Annotated in this window: 18 protein-coding genes; 14 read left to right on the forward strand and 4 right to left on the reverse strand. The window is 64.0% G+C overall.

All coding sequences use genetic code 11. The features are described from left to right. Nucleotides 1–87 precede the first annotated feature (87 nt). From pgeF to B015_RS0117460, 4 genes are all read left to right on the forward strand, one after another. Nucleotides 88–879, forward strand: coding sequence for a peptidoglycan editing factor PgeF (pgeF, locus tag B015_RS0117445; protein ID WP_018429016.1), 792 nt, complete (start codon nt 88–90; stop codon nt 877–879). A 4-nt stretch (nt 880–883) separates the two neighbouring features. After that, complete coding sequence (locus B015_RS0117450; RefSeq protein ID WP_018429017.1) at nt 884–2,035, forward strand: Xaa-Pro peptidase family protein; 1,152 nt, start codon at nt 884–886, stop codon at nt 2,033–2,035. Between the two features lie 74 nt (nt 2,036–2,109). Further along, nucleotides 2,110–2,670 carry a hypothetical protein gene (locus B015_RS0117455; protein WP_026227404.1) on the forward strand — a complete coding sequence of 187 codons (561 nt, stop codon included), beginning with the start codon at nt 2,110–2,112 and terminating at the stop codon, nt 2,668–2,670. A gap of 245 nt (nt 2,671–2,915) precedes the next feature. Further along, complete coding sequence (locus B015_RS0117460; RefSeq protein WP_018429019.1) at nt 2,916–3,851, forward strand: ribose-phosphate pyrophosphokinase; 936 nt, start codon at nt 2,916–2,918, stop codon at nt 3,849–3,851. Nucleotides 3,852–3,918: 67 nt separating this feature from the next. Here the strand turns inward: B015_RS0117460 and chrA are convergent, their stop codons facing one another. From chrA to B015_RS0117475, 3 genes are all read right to left on the reverse strand, one after another. After that, nucleotides 3,919–5,250: a chromate efflux transporter gene (chrA, locus tag B015_RS0117465; RefSeq protein ID WP_018429020.1), complete on the reverse strand. Its 1,332-nt coding sequence runs from the start codon at nt 5,248–5,250 to the stop codon at nt 3,919–3,921. Nucleotide 5,251: 1 nt separating this feature from the next. Further along, nucleotides 5,252–6,064: a chromate resistance protein ChrB domain-containing protein gene (locus tag B015_RS0117470; protein ID WP_026227405.1), complete on the reverse strand. Its 813-nt coding sequence runs from the start codon at nt 6,062–6,064 to the stop codon at nt 5,252–5,254. 112 nt (nt 6,065–6,176) lie between these two features. After that, entirely contained in the window at nt 6,177–6,941 is a 765-nt protein-coding gene (locus B015_RS0117475; RefSeq protein WP_018429022.1) for a sulfite exporter TauE/SafE family protein, read from the reverse strand. A gap of 281 nt (nt 6,942–7,222) precedes the next feature. Here B015_RS0117475 and B015_RS0117480 point away from each other — a divergent pair, with 281 nt between their 5' ends. The 6 genes from B015_RS0117480 to ychF all read left to right on the forward strand — a co-directional run bounded on the left by B015_RS0117480 (nt 7,223) and on the right by ychF (nt 11,550). Then, nucleotides 7,223–7,834 (forward strand): 50S ribosomal protein L25/general stress protein Ctc, encoded by a 612-nt coding sequence (locus tag B015_RS0117480; RefSeq protein WP_018429023.1) that lies wholly within the window; start codon nt 7,223–7,225, stop codon nt 7,832–7,834. A gap of 27 nt (nt 7,835–7,861) precedes the next feature. Beyond that, the gene (pth, locus tag B015_RS0117485; protein WP_018429024.1) at nt 7,862–8,599 is read left to right on the forward strand and encodes an aminoacyl-tRNA hydrolase; all 738 of its coding nucleotides are present in this window, start codon (nt 7,862–7,864) and stop codon (nt 8,597–8,599) included. A 54-nt stretch (nt 8,600–8,653) separates the two neighbouring features. Beyond that, entirely contained in the window at nt 8,654–9,076 is a 423-nt protein-coding gene (locus B015_RS0117490; protein ID WP_018429025.1) for a hypothetical protein, read from the forward strand. 223 nt (nt 9,077–9,299) lie between these two features. Further along, nucleotides 9,300–9,707: a GFA family protein gene (locus B015_RS0117495; protein ID WP_018429026.1), complete on the forward strand. Its 408-nt coding sequence runs from the start codon at nt 9,300–9,302 to the stop codon at nt 9,705–9,707. A gap of 122 nt (nt 9,708–9,829) precedes the next feature. Next, nucleotides 9,830–10,372 (forward strand): dihydrofolate reductase family protein, encoded by a 543-nt coding sequence (locus tag B015_RS0117500; RefSeq protein ID WP_018429027.1) that lies wholly within the window; start codon nt 9,830–9,832, stop codon nt 10,370–10,372. A gap of 74 nt (nt 10,373–10,446) precedes the next feature. Further along, nucleotides 10,447–11,550 (forward strand): redox-regulated ATPase YchF, encoded by a 1,104-nt coding sequence (ychF, locus tag B015_RS0117505; RefSeq protein ID WP_018429028.1) that lies wholly within the window; start codon nt 10,447–10,449, stop codon nt 11,548–11,550. A 177-nt stretch (nt 11,551–11,727) separates the two neighbouring features. On the opposite strand, the gene B015_RS0117510 is transcribed toward ychF, so the two are convergent. Then, nucleotides 11,728–12,285: a hypothetical protein gene (locus B015_RS0117510; protein WP_026227408.1), complete on the reverse strand. Its 558-nt coding sequence runs from the start codon at nt 12,283–12,285 to the stop codon at nt 11,728–11,730. A gap of 490 nt (nt 12,286–12,775) precedes the next feature. Between B015_RS0117510 and B015_RS0117515 the strand changes: the two genes are divergently transcribed. From B015_RS0117515 to B015_RS0117530, 4 genes are all read left to right on the forward strand, one after another. Then, complete coding sequence (locus B015_RS0117515; protein ID WP_018429030.1) at nt 12,776–13,570, forward strand: APH(3')-II family aminoglycoside O-phosphotransferase; 795 nt, start codon at nt 12,776–12,778, stop codon at nt 13,568–13,570. 183 nt (nt 13,571–13,753) lie between these two features. After that, complete coding sequence (gene corA, locus B015_RS0117520; protein WP_018429031.1) at nt 13,754–14,728, forward strand: magnesium/cobalt transporter CorA; 975 nt, start codon at nt 13,754–13,756, stop codon at nt 14,726–14,728. A gap of 82 nt (nt 14,729–14,810) precedes the next feature. Beyond that, nucleotides 14,811–15,272 (forward strand): MaoC family dehydratase, encoded by a 462-nt coding sequence (locus B015_RS0117525; RefSeq protein WP_018429032.1) that lies wholly within the window; start codon nt 14,811–14,813, stop codon nt 15,270–15,272. Beyond that, nucleotides 15,269–15,727, forward strand: coding sequence for a MaoC family dehydratase (locus B015_RS0117530; protein WP_018429033.1), 459 nt, complete (start codon nt 15,269–15,271; stop codon nt 15,725–15,727). Before B015_RS0117525 ends, B015_RS0117530 begins: the two co-directional genes overlap by 4 nt. Nucleotides 15,728–15,803 lie beyond the last annotated feature (76 nt).

The raw sequence follows: 15,803 nt of genomic DNA on the forward strand, positions 1-15,803 counted from the left end.
TCGGAATGGAACTGGGCTCCTGGGCTTAGCCTGCCGTGGCGGCTGCGAGCCTTGACGAAACCGCCTCCGGAGATGACAAGAGCGGCAATGCTGAACGTTTCGAAACCGGATCCGGTCCGCTCCACCTTGCTCGCCGGCGCGGAAGCCCAGGGCATCCGCCACGGTTATTTCACCCGCGCAGGCGGGGTTTCCGAGGGCATTTACAAGGGTCTCAACATCGGCGTCGGCTCCGACGACGACCAGGCCCATGTTGCTGAAAACCGCCGCCGCGTCGCCGCATGGATGGGCGTTCCGGCAGACCATTTGCTCAGCCTCTACCAGGTCCATTCGCCCGATGTCGTCGTCGCGTCAGGCCCGTTCCCGGACGGCCGTCCCAAGGCCGACGCGCTGGTGACGAACCGCCCCGGCATCGCGCTCGGCGCATCGTCGGCAGACTGCGGACCGGTGCTGTTCGCCGATCCCCAGGCGCGCGTCATCGGCGCGGCCCATGCCGGCTGGAAGGGCGCATTTACCGGCGTGCTCGAAAACACCGTCACCGCCATGGAAGGCCTGGGCGCCAGGCGCGAGCGCATCCTCGCCGTGCTCGGCCCGTCGATCAGCGCGGCCAACTATGAAGTCGGTCCCGAATTCGTCGCCCGCTTCGTCGAGGCCGACGCCGACAATACGCGCTACTTCTCGCCGTCGATCAATTCAGGCCACCACATGTTCGACCTCAACCTCTACACGGTCGACCGGCTGCGACGCGCCGGCGTGACTGCAGAGGCGCTGAACCGCTGCACCTATGCGGAAGAGGACCTTTTCTACTCCTACCGGCGCACCACGCACCGCAAGGAAGCTGATTACGGGCGGCAGATTTCGGCAATTGCATTGGAGGACTGACTGCATGGCGCTGCATTTCGAACGATCCGAATTCGACGCCCGCCGCGACCGGCTGATGATCGAGATGGCCGAAAAGAAGCTCGATGCCATCGTGCTGTTCGCGCAGGAGAGCATGTACTGGCTCACCGGCTATGACACCTTCGGCTTTTGCTTCTTCCAGTCGCTGGTGATGAAGGCCGACGGCGCGATGACGCTGCTCACCCGCTCGGCCGACCTGCGCCAGGCGCGCCAGACCTCCACCATCGACAACATCGTCGTCTGGACCGACCGCGACGGCGCCAATCCGACGCTCGACCTGCGCAACCTGCTCAACGATCTCGATCTGCTCGGCATGCGCATCGGCGTCGAATACGACACCCATGGCCTGACCGCCTTCAACGGCCGTCGCCTCGACGAGCAGTTGCAGACCTTCGGACAGATCGTCGATGCCTCCGGCATCGTCGGCCGGCTGCGCCTGTTCAAGAGCCCGGCCGAGATCGAGAAAGCCGAGAAGGCGGCGTCTCTCGGCGACGACGCACTCGACGCTGCCCTGCCGCTGATCAAGCAGGGCGGAGACGAGGCAAAAATCCTGGCCGCCATGCAGGGCGCCATCTTTGCCGGCGGCGGCGACTATCCCGCCAACGAGTTCATCATCGGCTCCGGCGCGGACGCCCTGCTCTGCCGCTACAAGTCCGGCCGCCGCAAGCTCAACAAGAACGACCAGCTGACCCTCGAATGGGCCGGCGTCTACAACCACTATCATGCGCCGATGATGCGCACGGTTCTGACCGGCAAGGCCTCCAAGCGCCACCAGGAGCTCTACGACGCATCGCTTGCCGCCCTGCTGGCGGTCGAAAAGGCGATGGTGCCGGGCAACACGTTCGGCGACGTCTTCGACGCCCACGCCCGTACGCTCGAGACCCATGGCCTGACCCGGCACCGCCTCAACGCCTGCGGCTACTCGGTCGGCGCCCGCTTCACGCCGTCCTGGATGGATATGCCCATGTTCTACCAGGGCAATCCCGAGCCCATCGCGCCCAATATGACGCTGTTCGCCCACATGATCATCATGGACTCCGAGACCGAGACGGCGATGACGCTGGGTCGTACCTACCTCACCACGGAATCTGTGCCCAAGCCACTTTCCCGCCATGATCTCGACTTGATCGTACGGTGACTGGCGATGAGCGCTGAGGGGCGTTTGCAGGGAGTTCACGTCAGATGAGACGTTGGTTGGGAGCCGCAGCCGGCATGTCCGCGCTTGCAGTGGTGGCGGCGTGCAACAGCCCCAGGGATGCGCTCGATCCGTCCTCGATCAAGCCGACCGAACAGTCGAATGCCCTAGCCAGCGCCGAAGGCACCGACGCTGGCGCCCCCGCCATTGCACCCGCCCCCGCAACACCCGCGCCGCTGTCGCCCCAGACGGCGGCCATCGTCGCCAAGACGCGCGTGCAGTTCGCCCCCATCGTCGGCACGCCGGTCGAGGCGGCGACGCCTCTGACCGAGCGGCTCAACCTGCGCGCCCGCACCCGCGGCATCACGCTCGCCGGAAGCACCGACACCACCCCGCCCGGCATCATCATGCGCGGCTACTTCTCCGCCATGACCGAAGGCGCCAACACGACAGTCGTCTATGTCTGGGACGTCTACGACCCGGCAGGCACGCGGCTGCACCGCATCAACGGCCAGCAGAGCGCGGCCTCCACGGGCACGGGCGAAGGCTGGCCGACTGTCGCTCCAACGACAATGCAGGCGATCGCCGATTCCACCATCGACCAGCTCGTCGACTGGCTCGCTGCACGTGCCGGCTGAAGCTTGATTTCGGCCCGAAGGCTTCCATCTCCTGCAAACGGGAACCGATCGGGGACAAGATCATTGTCACAAAATCATTCTCAATGACAAAAATGGAGCCCTGTGCCGATGCAAGCTGAAGGGCATTCCCAACCGCGACATTCCGTTACGCATGTCGCTTTTTTGGGGTTCTGGGGGCGAGTCCGCTTGCAATACGGGCCAAGGCCGCTAAAAGCCCGCTCATATTCACTTCCCAGGGTCAACGTATGAAACTCTTCGCGGGCAATTCCAACCGGGTGCTGGCAGAGTCTGTCGCACGTTATCTCAACATCCCCCTGGGCAAGGCGAGCGTCCGGCGCTTCGCCGACCAGGAAATCTTCGTGGAAATCCAGGAGAACGTCCGCGGCGAGGACGTCTTCATCCTCCAGTCCACCTCCTTCCCGACCAACGATCACCTGATGGAACTGCTCATCATGATCGATGCCTTCATGCGCTCTTCGGCACGGCGCATCACGGCGGTCATTCCCTATTTCGGCTATGCGCGCCAGGATCGCCGCGCTTCGGGCCGCACGCCGATCTCGGCCAAGCTCGTGGCCAACATGATCGCCCGCGCCGGCGCCAACCGGGTGCTCACGCTCGATCTGCACGCCGGCCAGATCCAGGGCTTCTTCGACATCCCCACCGACAACCTGTTCTCCGTGCCGGTCATGGCGCGTGACGTGAAGGCCAAGTACAAGCAGCTCGGCAACGTCACCGTCGTCTCGCCTGACGTCGGCGGCGTGGTGCGCGCCCGTGCGCTGGCCAAGCGCCTCGACGCCCAGCTCGCCATCGTCGACAAGCGTCGCGAGCGTCCGGGTGAGTCCGAGGTGATGAACGTCATCGGCGACGTCGCCGGCAAGGACTGCCTGCTGATCGACGACATCGTCGATTCCGGCGGCACGTTGTGCAACGCGGCCGACGCGCTGCTCGCCAAGGGCGCCACCTCGGTCACCGCCTACATCACCCACGGCGTGCTGTCGGGCGGCGCTGTCGCCCGCATCACCGGCTCGCAGCTGCAGGAACTCGTCATCACCGACTCGATCCAGCCGACCCAGGCCGTCATGGACGCGCACAACATCCGCGTCGCTTCGATCGGCGACCTGATCGGCGAAGCCATTTCGCGCACGGCCAGCGAAGAGTCGGTGTCGAGCCTGTTCGACTAGGCTCCCGGCCGTCGGCTGACCGCTTCAAGGCCCGTCCCGAAATCCGGGGCGGGCCTTTTTCATGGGCTCATGCCAGCTGCCACGCCATGCCTGTAAGCGCCGAGATCGCCAGCACCAGGATCATGTTGGCCTTGAAGCGGATCAAGGCCACACCGGCACCAACCGCAATGGCTGCCGCGACCCAGTCGAACCGGCCGAGATCGGGCGCCGGCAGCATCAGCGGCCCCCACGCCACGTCCCTGAAATTGCCGAACAGCACATGCAGGGCAAACCACACGGCCAAATTGGCGATGATGCCGACGACGGCCGCCGTCACCGCCGCCAGCGCGCTCGCCAGCCAGCGCACATTGCGCACCGTCTCGACATAGGGCGCGCCGACGAAGATCCACAGGAAGCACGGCACGAAGGTGAACCACAGCGTCACCGCGGCGCCCGCCATGCCGCCGGCCAGCGGGGCCAGCGTCGAAAGGCGCGCGCCGCCGAGGAAACCGACAAAGACCAGCACCAGGATCAAAGGCCCGGGCGTTGTTTCCGCCAGGCCCAGGCCCGTCAGCATCTCGTCCGCCTTCAGCCAGCCATAGACCTCCACCGCCTGCTGGGCGACATAGGCCAGCACCGCATAGGCGCCGCCGAACGTTACCGCCGCCATCTTGGAAAAGAACGCGGCTTCGGCCGTGAAGACATGGGTCGGCCCGAGCGCCTGCCACAGCACGATCATCGGCAGGAACCAGATCGCCAGCCAGACACCGAGCGTGGTGAAGAAGCGCCGCGCGCTCGGCCTCGTCCATTCCGGCATCTCATAGGCGACGCCGTCCTCGTCGGCAGACCTCGCGCCCGATGGCGCGAGCCCGGCCAGATGCAACAGCGCACCGATGGCCGCCGCAGCGAGCACGATCAGCGGAAACGGCAGCTTGAGAAAGGCGATTGCCACGAAGGCGGCAATGGCGAGAACGACCATGCTGCCGTTCTTCAGCGCCCGTTTCGACACCTTGATCAGCGCCTCGAGCACGACCGCGAGCACGGCCGCCTTGAGCCCGAACAGCAGGCCCTGCACCAGCGTGATGTGGCCGACGGTCATGTAGATGGCCGACAGGGCGGTGATAACAATGGCCCCGGGCAACACAAACAGCAGTCCCGCCACCAGCCCTCCCCTGGTGCCGTGCATCAGCCAGCCGGCATAGGTGGCGAGCTGCATCGCCTCCGGTCCGGGCAGCAGCATGCAATAGTTGAGCGCATGCAGGAAACGCGGCTCGTCGAGCCAGCGCTTCTCGTCGACCAGTATCTTGTGCATCAGCGCGATCTGCCCGGCCGGCCCGCCGAAGGACAGCAGGCCGATTTTGGCGAAGGTCCGCGTCGCCTCCCCGAAGGAGGGCGCGGCTCTTGGCGGCGTGGCATCCATGTCAAACCGCCCTTGCTGGCCAGTTGTGGGTTTCGTCGGTCGCGTAGCGGCACCAGCCATAGAGGCCATCGTAGACAGTCATACCCTTCTCGAGTTGGGCATGATCGTCGTCTTCGATGGCCGACAGGCCGAGCGATATGGCGAGAAGTCCCGCAGCCTGCGGCTCGATGTCAAGCCGCGCGGTATCAGCTCCCCTGACGATGCGGGCAAGACGCAGGAGTGCCGGATCGGTCAGGCCGAACTCCGCAATCAGCGTGTCGAAGGTGCAGTCGTCGCCGCGATGCGAATAATGCACGTCCTTGATGTCATAAGGGATGGCGCCGGTCTCGTCGGCGACGTCCTTCACCCATTCAGCCGTGACGAAGTGGAACACCGCCAGCGGGTCGATGAAGCGCCTGATCAGCCAGGGACAGGCGATACGGTCGATCTTGGGCCGCGCCCGCGTCACCCATTCGCTCGGTCGCGACAGCCCCGCTTCAAGCTCAGGCGCTTGCCGAGCCACGACAGGGCCGCCGGCGGCAAGCCAGGCATCCATGCCGCCTTCGAGCATGGCGGCATCGGCGCCTGATGCCAGAAGCTTCGCCAGCGCGATCTCGCTGACATTGTGGCCATGGGCGCAATAAACGACGATCGGCCGCCCTGCCGGCATCTGCGGCAGCCACTCGTCCACCTTCATGTGGTCCCGCCACAAGGCGGCGGCGATCCGTGTCGGAGCGGCGTCGAACACCATCTTGCGGCGCACATCGACGATTGACGGGCACTTGTCGGTGCCGACGAGACGGATCAATTCCTGCAATGAGATCATTCTGGGCATGGTCTTTCCTCCGCACAAACCTGCGAAGGCGGAGCTTGGGCCTTCCGGCCTTACGGGGAGTCCACCATGCCCCCGATATGCGAATTCTATTTGAAACTGCTGGCCGCTTCAATCATCTCAACACGCCGTCCAGCGCCGGCAGGCCGATAACAGCGGCGGCGGCGATCAACCCGTAGCAGATGCGCCGGAAGGTCGCCTCGTTGGCGCGGCTGAACAGGTGCGAGCCGATGTAAAGGCCGAGCGCGAAGGTCGGCCCGATCGTCAGCGACAGCCCCACCGTCTCCCAGGTCAAAAGCCCGGCGATGAGGTAGCTCGCGATCGACAGAACGCTCGATATGGCGAAATAGAGCACGATGTTCGCCCGCACCGTCAGCGGCGGGATAGCCCCGCCAAGCCAGTAGGCCACGACGGGCGGCCCGCCGACCTGGGCAGCCCCCGAAAACAGCCCCGAGGTCATGCCGACGGCCGCAGTCAGGCCGGCATGCGGGCGGCCGTGATAGCGCCAGCCCGACATCAGGAGCGCCAGCAGCCCGGCCACGATGGCGACGATGGCCCAGCGGATCACCACGCCGTCGACATGGGTGAGAAGATAGGTGCCTGTCGGCACGCCAATGACTGCGCCAAGCGCCATGACGCCGACATTGGCGCGGTCGGCATTGCGCCATGCCTTGGGAATGAGCCCCGGCGTCAGCACCAGGTCGACGATCAAAAGCAGCGGCACCGCGAGCTTGGCCCCGATCAGCGAACTTGCCACCGGCACGAAGATCAACGCCCCGCCAAAACCCGAGAAGCCGCGCGCGCAGCCGGCGACGAAGGCGGCAATGACGAGCACCACGATGGTCGCTGTCGGCAGGTGGAGGGGCAGAAGATCTTGCATGTCTTGGGTAACGCCGTGATTGTTTCGAGCCGGCGTGATACAGGCTCGGCGTCGCCTGCGCGAGCAGCCACGGCGCAACCAGCACCAATCCAGGCCACAATGCCGCAACGGTCGGGCCGCAACGGTTGCACTTTTTGCCACCTTCCGATATAGAGCCGCCACCCGCGTAGACACCCTTGGAGGCAACGCGGCGGAAGGCCGCCCCACCCGGCGGCTTTCGACGTTTACGGATCAGGCCTCAGGCCCGCCGTAGGCGCTCCATACAACCGAAAGGAAATGCCATGAGCGAAACTTACGAGCTCAAGGCCGAAGCACGCGAACTGGTCGGTAAGGGGTCCGCCCGTGAAGTTCGTCGCAACGGCAAAGTGCCTGCAGTCATTTACGGCGACAAGCAGCCTCCCCTGGCCATCGCCCTGTCCTACAAGGACATCTTCTACAAGATCCATGGCGGCGGCTTCCTGACCACGATCGCCACGATCGACGTCGACGGCAAGAAGATCCAGGTCCTGCCCAAGGACTACCAGCTTGACCCGGTCCGTGACTTCCCGATGCATGTCGATTTCCTGCGCGTCGGCAAGAACACCGAGGTCAACGTCCAGGTTCCGGTTCACTTCATCAATGAAGAGAAGTCGCCCGGCATCAAGCGCGGCGGCACGCTGAACATCGTCCGTCACGAGGTCGAGTTCCACTGCCCGGCCAACGCGATCCCCGAGTTCATCACCGTCGATCTCGACGGCACCGACATCGGCGACTCGATCCACATCTCGGCCGTCAAGCTGCCGAAGGGTGTGAAGCCCGTCATCTCCGATCGCGATTTCACCATCGCAACGATCGCCGGCACCTCGGCGTCGAAGTCGGAAGAAGGCGCGGCCGAGGCTACCGCCGAGGCGTAATCGCCAGCATACCCGGAGGACCCGAACATGCTGCTCTTTGCAGGTCTCGGCAATCCGGGTGCGCAGTATCAGAACAACCGGCACAATGTCGGCTTCATGGCGGCGGACGCAATTGCCCGCCGCCATTCGTTTTCGCCCTGGACGAAGAAGTTCAAGGGCCTGATTTCTGAAGGCAACATCGCCGGCGAAAAGATCATCCTGATCAAGCCGCTGACCTTCATGAACCTGTCCGGCCAGTCGGTCGGCGAAGCCATGCGCTTCTACAAGCTCGCCCCTTCCGATCTCACCGTCTTTTATGACGAGCTTGACCTCGCCGCCGGCAAGGTGCGCGTCAAGATCGGCGGCGGCGCCGGCGGCCACAACGGCATTCGCTCCATCGACCAGCACATCGCCAAGGATTATCGCCGCGTCCGCATCGGCATCGGCCATCCCGGCGTCAAGGAAATGGTCCATGGCCATGTGCTTGGCGACTTCGCCAAGGCCGACAAGGAATGGCTGGAGGTATTGCTCGACCTCATGGCCGACAACGCCGACCTTCTGACCAAGGGCGACGACAACGGCTTCATGAACAAGGTCACCGTCGGCCTGCGCGACAAGCTGCAGCCGACAAGTGCTGACGACACCCCGCCGCCGAAGGCGCCCAAGCCGCAGGCGCCGAAGGCCCAGAGCCACATCCGCCAGGCCCGCCCGAACCAGCCTGCCGTCAAGGTCCCCGAGACCGGCCCGATGGCCGCGATGCTGAAGAAGCTGCTCGGCAAGGAATAGACCGCACCTCCAACGAGCGTTAGATTTGATGGTCGTCGCCATCGAGAGACGCCCATGGGATATGATGTGGGAGTTTATGCCGGCTCGCTCAGCGCGGACGATTCGACCGCTTGGGACGAATTCGAAACTTACCTCGCTTCACTCGATGCAGATGGGGGCGATTGGCTTTCGAACCCCATTCCGCCTGAACCAGGCTCCAAAATGCATACGCTGTATCTGAAACTGATAGAGCGGTTCCCATGTCGGACTACGCTGCCAGAACAGGAGCAAGAAACAGCGTTTTCTCCTTGGCTGTCCGAGGTTTGGGCGATGTTCGGCAGGAATCACGCCTGGCTCGATATGAATTTTTCCAGCGGCCCCGAAGTCATGCCTCACGTGGTGGAGTTGGGATCTGACCTTGGACTTACCATTCTTGAATTTCCCGCCGGCCAGATCCATCGCCCGGGTGATGGCGGCACGTACGGGATCGCGAACTAAAGCAAAGCAACTTCTCAAGCTGCGCTCCGAATTCGGAAGCCCGCCGAGCCGCAGGCACCGAAGGCCCAGAGCCACATCCGCCAGGCCCGCCCCCCCGAGACCGGCCCGATGGAAGAAGCTGCTCGGCAAGGACTGAGCGGCCGCAAAGACATCCGCCTCGGTTCGTGCGATAAGGGCGCGCAATGCCCTTGGGTCCGACGCAACCGTCCGGCGAGGTGTTACCATGCAATCCAAAACCGCATCCTGCTCCTGCGGGCAGCTCAGCATCGAAGTTAGCGGCGCGGCGCTCGGTGTCGGTGTGTGCCATTGCCTCGCCTGCCAGCGTCGCACCGGCAGCGTCTTTGCCGCCCTTGCCGCCTTCGCCCCGCCTTACACGGCCACGGGCACGGCGAGCGAATATCTGCGCGTCGGCGACAGGGGCTCGCGCTACATCTTCAGGTTCTGCCCGGTCTGCGGCACCAACCTGTTCCACACCGAAATTGGCGCCGAGCGTGCCTTTGTGGCGGTCGCGGTCGGCGGCTTCGCCGACCCGGATTTTCCCCCTCCCGAGGATTCCGTCTACGACTGCCGCCGCCACTCATGGGTCGTCCTGCCTCCGGGAACCAAGGCCTATGACAAGGACCCTGACTGACTTGCGACACCCGACACGAGTACGCACCGTCTTCACGCGGTCCTGCCCGCAAGCTGAAGGCTCCTGACATAAGTCGGCCGGTCGGCATGTTAGACAGGCTCCTTGCGCAACAGGAGCAGATCATGGCGACAACAGGCACAGACGACGTCATCTACATGTTTGCAATGTCGCTCGACGGCTTCATCGCCCGCGAGGACGGCACGTTCGACTGGCTCGACAATTTCCCGGCCGACGACGACTACGACTTTTCGAGCTTCATGGCCTCGCTGAGCGGCATGGTGATGGGCCGCAGCACCTATGAAGCCACCCGGCGGCATGACGAATGGGCCTACGGCCAATACCCTTGCCTGGTTGCCACCTCGCGCCCGCTCGAAAACCTGCCCGAAAACGCGGAGGCAATGGCCGGCACGCCAGCCGAAATGCTTGCCAATCTTCGCGCACGCGGGGCCACCGGCCGCATCTGGCTGTTCGGCGGCGGCGACCTCGCCCGGCAGTTCATGGATGCCGGCCTGCTCGATACGATCGAGATCGGCACCATCCCCGTGATCCTCGGCTCCGGCATCCCGGCTTTCGGCGGCATACAGGCGGACCGCTGGCTCGATCTGGCCTTTGCCAAGCCCTTGGCCAATGGCGCAGTCCATGCGCAATACCGCGTGCGACGCTGAAAGACTTGACGATCTTAGGCCCTATCGCCCATAGCCCTGTTCAAATTCCGATTTCCCGATAGGACCAAAAGACCATGGGTTTCAAATGCGGCATCGTCGGCCTGCCCAATGTTGGCAAATCGACGCTTTTCAACGCGCTGACGCGCACGGCCGCCGCGCAGGCCGCCAACTATCCGTTCTGCACCATCGAGCCGAACACCGGCGAAGTGGCCGTGCCTGACCAGCGCCTCAGGCAGCTGGCCAACATCGCCAAGTCCAAGGAGATCATCCCGACCCGCATCTCCTTCGTCGACATCGCCGGCCTCGTGCGTGGCGCCTCCAAGGGTGAAGGCCTGGGCAACCAGTTCCTCGCCAACATCCGCGAGGTCGACGCCATCGTGCATGTGCTGCGCTGCTTCGAGGACGACGACATCACCCATGTCGAAGGCCGCATCGATCCGGTCGCCGACGCCGAGACCGTCGAGACCGAGCTGATGCTTGCCGATCTTGAGAGCCTCGAGCGCCGCATCGTCCAGATCCGCAAGCGCGCCCAGGGCAAGGACAAGGAAGCCACCACCGTCCTGCCGATGATGGAACAGGCACTCGCCCTGCTCCAGGACGGCAAGCCGGTGCGCCTGCTGCTCAAGGGCATATCAGCCGAAGACCTTGCCATCCTGCAGGGCCTGAACCTGCTGACCTCGCACCCCGTGCTTTATGTCTGCAACGTCGCCGAAAGCGATGCGGCGACCGGCAACGAGCACACCGCAGCGGTCCAGAAGATGGCCGAAGCACAGGGCGCCGGCGTCGTCATCATCTCGGCTGCCATCGAGGCCGAGGTGGCGCAGCTGCCCGACGAGGAAGCCAAGGAATTCCTCGCCGACATGGGCCTCGACGAGCCGGGCCTGGATAAGCTCATCCGCGCCGGCTACGAGCTCTTGCACCTCATCACCTACTTCACCGTGGGCCCGAAGGAGACGCGCGCCTGGACCGTGCACAAGGGCGCCAAGGCGCCCCAGGCCGCCGGTGTCATCCACACCGACTTCGAGCGCGGCTTCATTCGCGCCCAGACCATCGCCTTCAATGACTTCGTCACGCTCGGCGGCGAAGTTCCGGCCAAGGAAGCCGGCAAGGCGCGTGACGAAGGCAAGGAATATGTCGTCCAGGATGGCGACGTGATGCTGTTCAAGTTCAACACCTGAGAAGGTGCCGGCGAATAGCCCGCCTCCGGCTCTCAGCAAAAGCCCGGCCTCGCGCCGGGCTTTTCTGTTTCCAGCTGGGTCCAGTCTGGGTCGACGGAGCAACGGCGATCATGCCGGGTTCATTGCACGCCAGCCCCGTCGAAAAACGGGGCTGGCGCTACAGCGTCACGCATGCTGCTACCCAAGCCAGATGGACACGATGTCGTTGGACGCGCCCAGCTCGACATTGACGCGATCTGGCCTGGAGTCCTGCGTAAGCATATCTCCAGTATGGTAGACGCGCGCATGCCTGCCGATCAGGGTTCCGATCGGCGATTGCATCAGGTTCGCCACGTCGACCTTTTCCCGCATTCCACGCCACGGATAAGGAACCCATCGATCCCCCTCGGCAAATAACGTGGTCCCCAGGGGCGCCTCGAGGCTGTTCGTTCGAGAATGGACCCTGATGCCCTGCAGCGGCCGGCCTTTGCCCCAGTAGTCTGTCGGATCGATATCGACGACCAATTCGACCGCTATGGGCTTGACGACCTCGCTGACGATGCCGGTCGGCGCCGCAGCAACAAAATCAAAGTCCTGGATGCCGTCCTTCGGTGGCGCGATGTAGTACCAAGGCGTCAGGCTGGGATTACTCCATCCGCTTGTGGGAACCTCGCCCGTTGCGGATATGTCAAGCATAGGTGGATTTGACTTCAGAACATGCACATCGACTGTAGAGACTGACATGATGCGCTGCATATTGTCCTCCCTTCGTATGTACACACATGATCATTGCAGCCAGCAATGCTTGAAAATACTGGCACGACGCCAGGAAAAAGTATCTGCCCCGTTTGGGTTAAGAACACGGCTGTGGCGCCGCCACACAGGCCGCCCGCCGATATTCGCGACAACGGACGATCACGCCGGGAGACGGCCTCGCCCTTAATCTTCCATTAACCATCCCGCTGTACTCAGGCATGGAGATTGCAGATCGCCTCCACCTTTGACCACGGATGTACTGGCACAGGATGTTGAGGCGCTAGAGAAAGGTCGGGTTCACCCCGGCCTTTTTTGTTTCGCCCGCCCTCTCTGCTTCGAGCATCGAGGGCACAGGCACAAATCGTTCGCATGTTCTCACGCACGACCAACCAGATTGTTCTCGACGGCTCCACTTCGAACACCTATCTGCCCTGCAAGCAAGGACGGCTGCGATGCTGTCGGCGCAACAGGCAAAGCTCTAGGGGGACAGATGACGCAGCACGTGCCTATCGAGATCGATCTTCCCGGCTCGTTGCGGGACGCGTTGTCCGGCTACGGTTGGAGCCGGCAGACGATCGGCGCTTCGAATGCCGGCGTCTTCAGGCTGGAGGCAGAAGGCCAGCCTGTGCTGTTCCTCAAGACAGAGGAGGCCGGCCCCTTCGCCGAGCTTCCCGATGAGGTGACGCGACTGAGCTGGCTGACCAGCCAGGGCATCCCCTGCCCCGAAGCGCTCCGCTTCGAAACCCATGGCGGGCACCACTGGCTGCTGATGAGCGCGCTGCCTGGCGGCGATCTCGTTTCGCAGGAGATGCCCGCCGTCGGGGCAATTGCCGTCATGGCGGGTGCGCTGCGGCGGCTCCATGCGCTCGACATCGCCTCCTGCCCCTTCGATCATCGCCTCGAACACCGCATCGCGCTGGCGCAACGGCGCGTCGAGGCCGGTGAGGTCGACGAAGAGGACTTCGACGACGAACGCGAAGGCCGCACGGCCGAGAGCGCCTTCGCCGAGCTTTTGGCGACCCGCCCCGCAAGCGAGGACCTTGTCGTCACCCATGGCGACGCCTGCCAGCCCAACTACATAGCCGCTGACGGACGTTTCGCGGGCTTCATCGACTGCGCCCGCCTGGGCGTTGCCGATCGCCACCAGGACCTCGCTCTGGCCTGCTGGAGCATCACCCACAATCTCGGCAAAGCCTGGGTCGAGCCGTTCCTTGCCGCCTATGGCATGCCGGACGCGGATGCCGGCAAGCTCGCCTACTACCGTCTGCTCGACGAGTTCTTCTGAGCCATCGCTGCATTCCGGCCGGAACGTCATAGTCCTGTCACGCCACGCTCCTACCGACTGCTGGCTTGACTGCGCCGGCTACCGACGGCACATCCCGGCCGGGCTTCCCAGGGCCCGTTTTGACGCTATCCTGCGCCCGCCCCCAGACGGGCAAATCGCGCCTCGAACAAGGGAGACCCGGCGATGATCAAGGCATTCGTCGTGGACAATGACCGGTTGCGGTCAACTGACGGCATCGAGGCCGACAAGGACCGCATCGTCTGGGCCGACCTGCTCAATCCGACACGCGAGGAAGAGGCGACGATCGAGCAATGGCTCGGCGTCGGCGTTCCGACCCGCGAGGAAATGGAGGAGATCGAGATTTCCTCGCGCCTCTATGTCGAGGACGGCGCCTACTTCATGACCGCGACGCTGCCGTCGATGGCCGACAGCGACGACCCGATCATGTCGCCCGTCACCTTTGTGCTACGCCGCAACCTGCTGGTCACCATCCGCTATCACGAGCCGCGCGCCTTCCAGACCTTCCCGATGCGGGCCGAGAAGGCGTCGATTGGCTGCACCTCCGGGGAGACCATCCTGCTTGGCCTTCTGGAAGCGATCGTCGACCGGCTGGCGGACGTTCTGGAGCGCGTCTCGCGCGACATCGAGAGCCTGTCAAAGGGCATCTTCAACCCAACGGCCAAGAAGGCCTCCAAGCGCGACCGCGACTTCCAGCAGCTGCTCAAGGACATCGGCCGCAAGGAATCGCTGACCGCCAACATGCGCGACAGCCTGACCTCGCTGCAGCGCCTCGCCGGCTTCCTCGCCAACGCCACCGGCCAGACCAAGAACGGCAAGGATGCCAAGGCGCGGGTGAAGACGCTGGCGCGCGATATCACATCGCTCGCCGACCACGCCTCGTTCCAGTCGCAGAAGATCACCTTCCTGCTCGACGCCACGCTCGGCATGATCAACATCGAGCAGAACGGCATCATCAAGATCGTCTCGGTCGCCGCCGTCGTCTTCCTGCCGCCGACGCTCGTCGCCTCGATCTACGGCATGAATTTCGAGCTGATGCCGGAGCTCAAATGGCTGTTCGGCTACCCCTTCGCGTTGGGCCTGATGATCGTCTCGGCCATCCTTCCATTCTGGTGGTTCCGCAGCCGCGGCTGGCTCTGAGCCAACAGGTCGCCCGGTCCGGGTCTTGCCCATGACGCGAAACCGGCTCATGGTGATCGTACAAGATTGAACAGGATATCCGATGAGCGTCAGGAAATGGGCCTATGAGGACCTTGCCGAGGGCGTCGTCATCGACCTCGGCACCAAGGTCGTACGGGCCGAAGAGATCATCGAATTCGCCTCGGAATTCGACGCCCAGCCCTTCCATCTCGACGAAGAGGCCGGCAGGGCGAGCATTCTCGGCGGGCTGTCGGCGTCTGGCTGGCACACCTGCTCGATGTTCATGCGCATGCTGTGCGACGCCGTCCTGCTCGACTCGACATCGCAGGGCGCGCCCGGCATCGACTACGCCAAGTGGAAACGGCCGGTGCTGGCAGGCGACACGCTCGGCGGCAGGCTGACGGTCCTGTCCAGCCGCCTGTCGCGGTCGAAGCCGGGGCTCGGCTTCGTCAGCTGGCGCGCCGAGCTCGTCAACCAGAAGGGCGAGACGGTGTTCGAGTTGGTCAACACCTGCATGTTCCTGACCCGCGAGGCCACTCGATGACCCTCGACGACTATCTCGGCATCGGCGAAACCATCACGCTCGGCAGCCATCATTTCAGCGCCGAGGCGATCAAGGACTTTGCCCGCAAATACGATCCCCAACCCTTCCACACCGACGAGGACGCGGCCAGGAACAGCGTCTTCGGCAGTCTCTGCGCCTCGGGCTGGCACACCACGGCGGTGTGGATGAAGCTCAACCTGGCGCATCGCGGCCGCGCCTGGGACGGCGAGGGCCCAAAGCCCGAGTTCGGCCCCTCACCCGGCTTCAAGAACCTGAAATGGCTGAAGCCGGTCTTTGCCGGCGAGACCGTGACATTCACCCGGCGTGGCCTCGACCATCGGCCCCTCGCCTCACGGCCCGGCTGGCGCATGCTGACGATCCACTCCGAAGCCTTCGATTCGACCGGCGACAAGGTGCTTGAGTTTGACAGCGCCGTGCTGGTGAAGGTGGGCTAGCCTTCCCTCTCCCTTGTCGGGTGAGGAGTGGTGACCGAAGATCAGGAAAAGCCAACGATCTGGCCATTTTCAAAGA

It is taken from the genome of Hoeflea sp. 108 (assembly GCF_000372965.1).
Lineage (GTDB): Bacteria > Pseudomonadota > Alphaproteobacteria > Rhizobiales > Rhizobiaceae > Aminobacter.

Excerpts from the sequence above, each read along its gene's own strand:
- B015_RS0117495 (WP_018429026.1), top strand. The coding sequence starts at position 9,300 with ATGCAATCCAAAACCGCATCCTGCTCCTGCGGGCAGCTCAGCATCGAA.
- B015_RS0117490 (WP_018429025.1), top strand. The coding sequence starts at position 8,654 with ATGGGATATGATGTGGGAGTTTATGCCGGCTCGCTCAGCGCGGACGAT.
- B015_RS0117455 (WP_026227404.1), top strand. The coding sequence starts at position 2,110 with ATGTCCGCGCTTGCAGTGGTGGCGGCGTGCAACAGCCCCAGGGATGCG.
- B015_RS0117480 (WP_018429023.1), top strand. The coding sequence starts at position 7,223 with ATGAGCGAAACTTACGAGCTCAAGGCCGAAGCACGCGAACTGGTCGGT.
- B015_RS0117450 (WP_018429017.1), top strand. The coding sequence starts at position 884 with ATGGCGCTGCATTTCGAACGATCCGAATTCGACGCCCGCCGCGACCGG.
- B015_RS0117530 (WP_018429033.1), top strand. The coding sequence starts at position 15,269 with ATGACCCTCGACGACTATCTCGGCATCGGCGAAACCATCACGCTCGGC.
- B015_RS0117515 (WP_018429030.1), top strand. The coding sequence starts at position 12,776 with ATGACGCAGCACGTGCCTATCGAGATCGATCTTCCCGGCTCGTTGCGG.
- B015_RS0117460 (WP_018429019.1), top strand. The coding sequence starts at position 2,916 with ATGAAACTCTTCGCGGGCAATTCCAACCGGGTGCTGGCAGAGTCTGTC.
- B015_RS0117470 (WP_026227405.1), bottom strand. The coding sequence starts at position 6,064 with ATGCCCAGAATGATCTCATTGCAGGAATTGATCCGTCTCGTCGGCACC.
- B015_RS0117510 (WP_026227408.1), bottom strand. The coding sequence starts at position 12,285 with ATGCAGCGCATCATGTCAGTCTCTACAGTCGATGTGCATGTTCTGAAG.
- B015_RS0117500 (WP_018429027.1), top strand. The coding sequence starts at position 9,830 with ATGGCGACAACAGGCACAGACGACGTCATCTACATGTTTGCAATGTCG.
- ychF (WP_018429028.1), top strand. The coding sequence starts at position 10,447 with ATGGGTTTCAAATGCGGCATCGTCGGCCTGCCCAATGTTGGCAAATCG.
- chrA (WP_018429020.1), bottom strand. The coding sequence starts at position 5,250 with ATGGATGCCACGCCGCCAAGAGCCGCGCCCTCCTTCGGGGAGGCGACG.
- pth (WP_018429024.1), top strand. The coding sequence starts at position 7,862 with ATGCTGCTCTTTGCAGGTCTCGGCAATCCGGGTGCGCAGTATCAGAAC.
- pgeF (WP_018429016.1), top strand. The coding sequence starts at position 88 with ATGCTGAACGTTTCGAAACCGGATCCGGTCCGCTCCACCTTGCTCGCC.
- B015_RS0117525 (WP_018429032.1), top strand. The coding sequence starts at position 14,811 with ATGAGCGTCAGGAAATGGGCCTATGAGGACCTTGCCGAGGGCGTCGTC.
- B015_RS0117475 (WP_018429022.1), bottom strand. The coding sequence starts at position 6,941 with ATGCAAGATCTTCTGCCCCTCCACCTGCCGACAGCGACCATCGTGGTG.
- corA (WP_018429031.1), top strand. The coding sequence starts at position 13,754 with ATGATCAAGGCATTCGTCGTGGACAATGACCGGTTGCGGTCAACTGAC.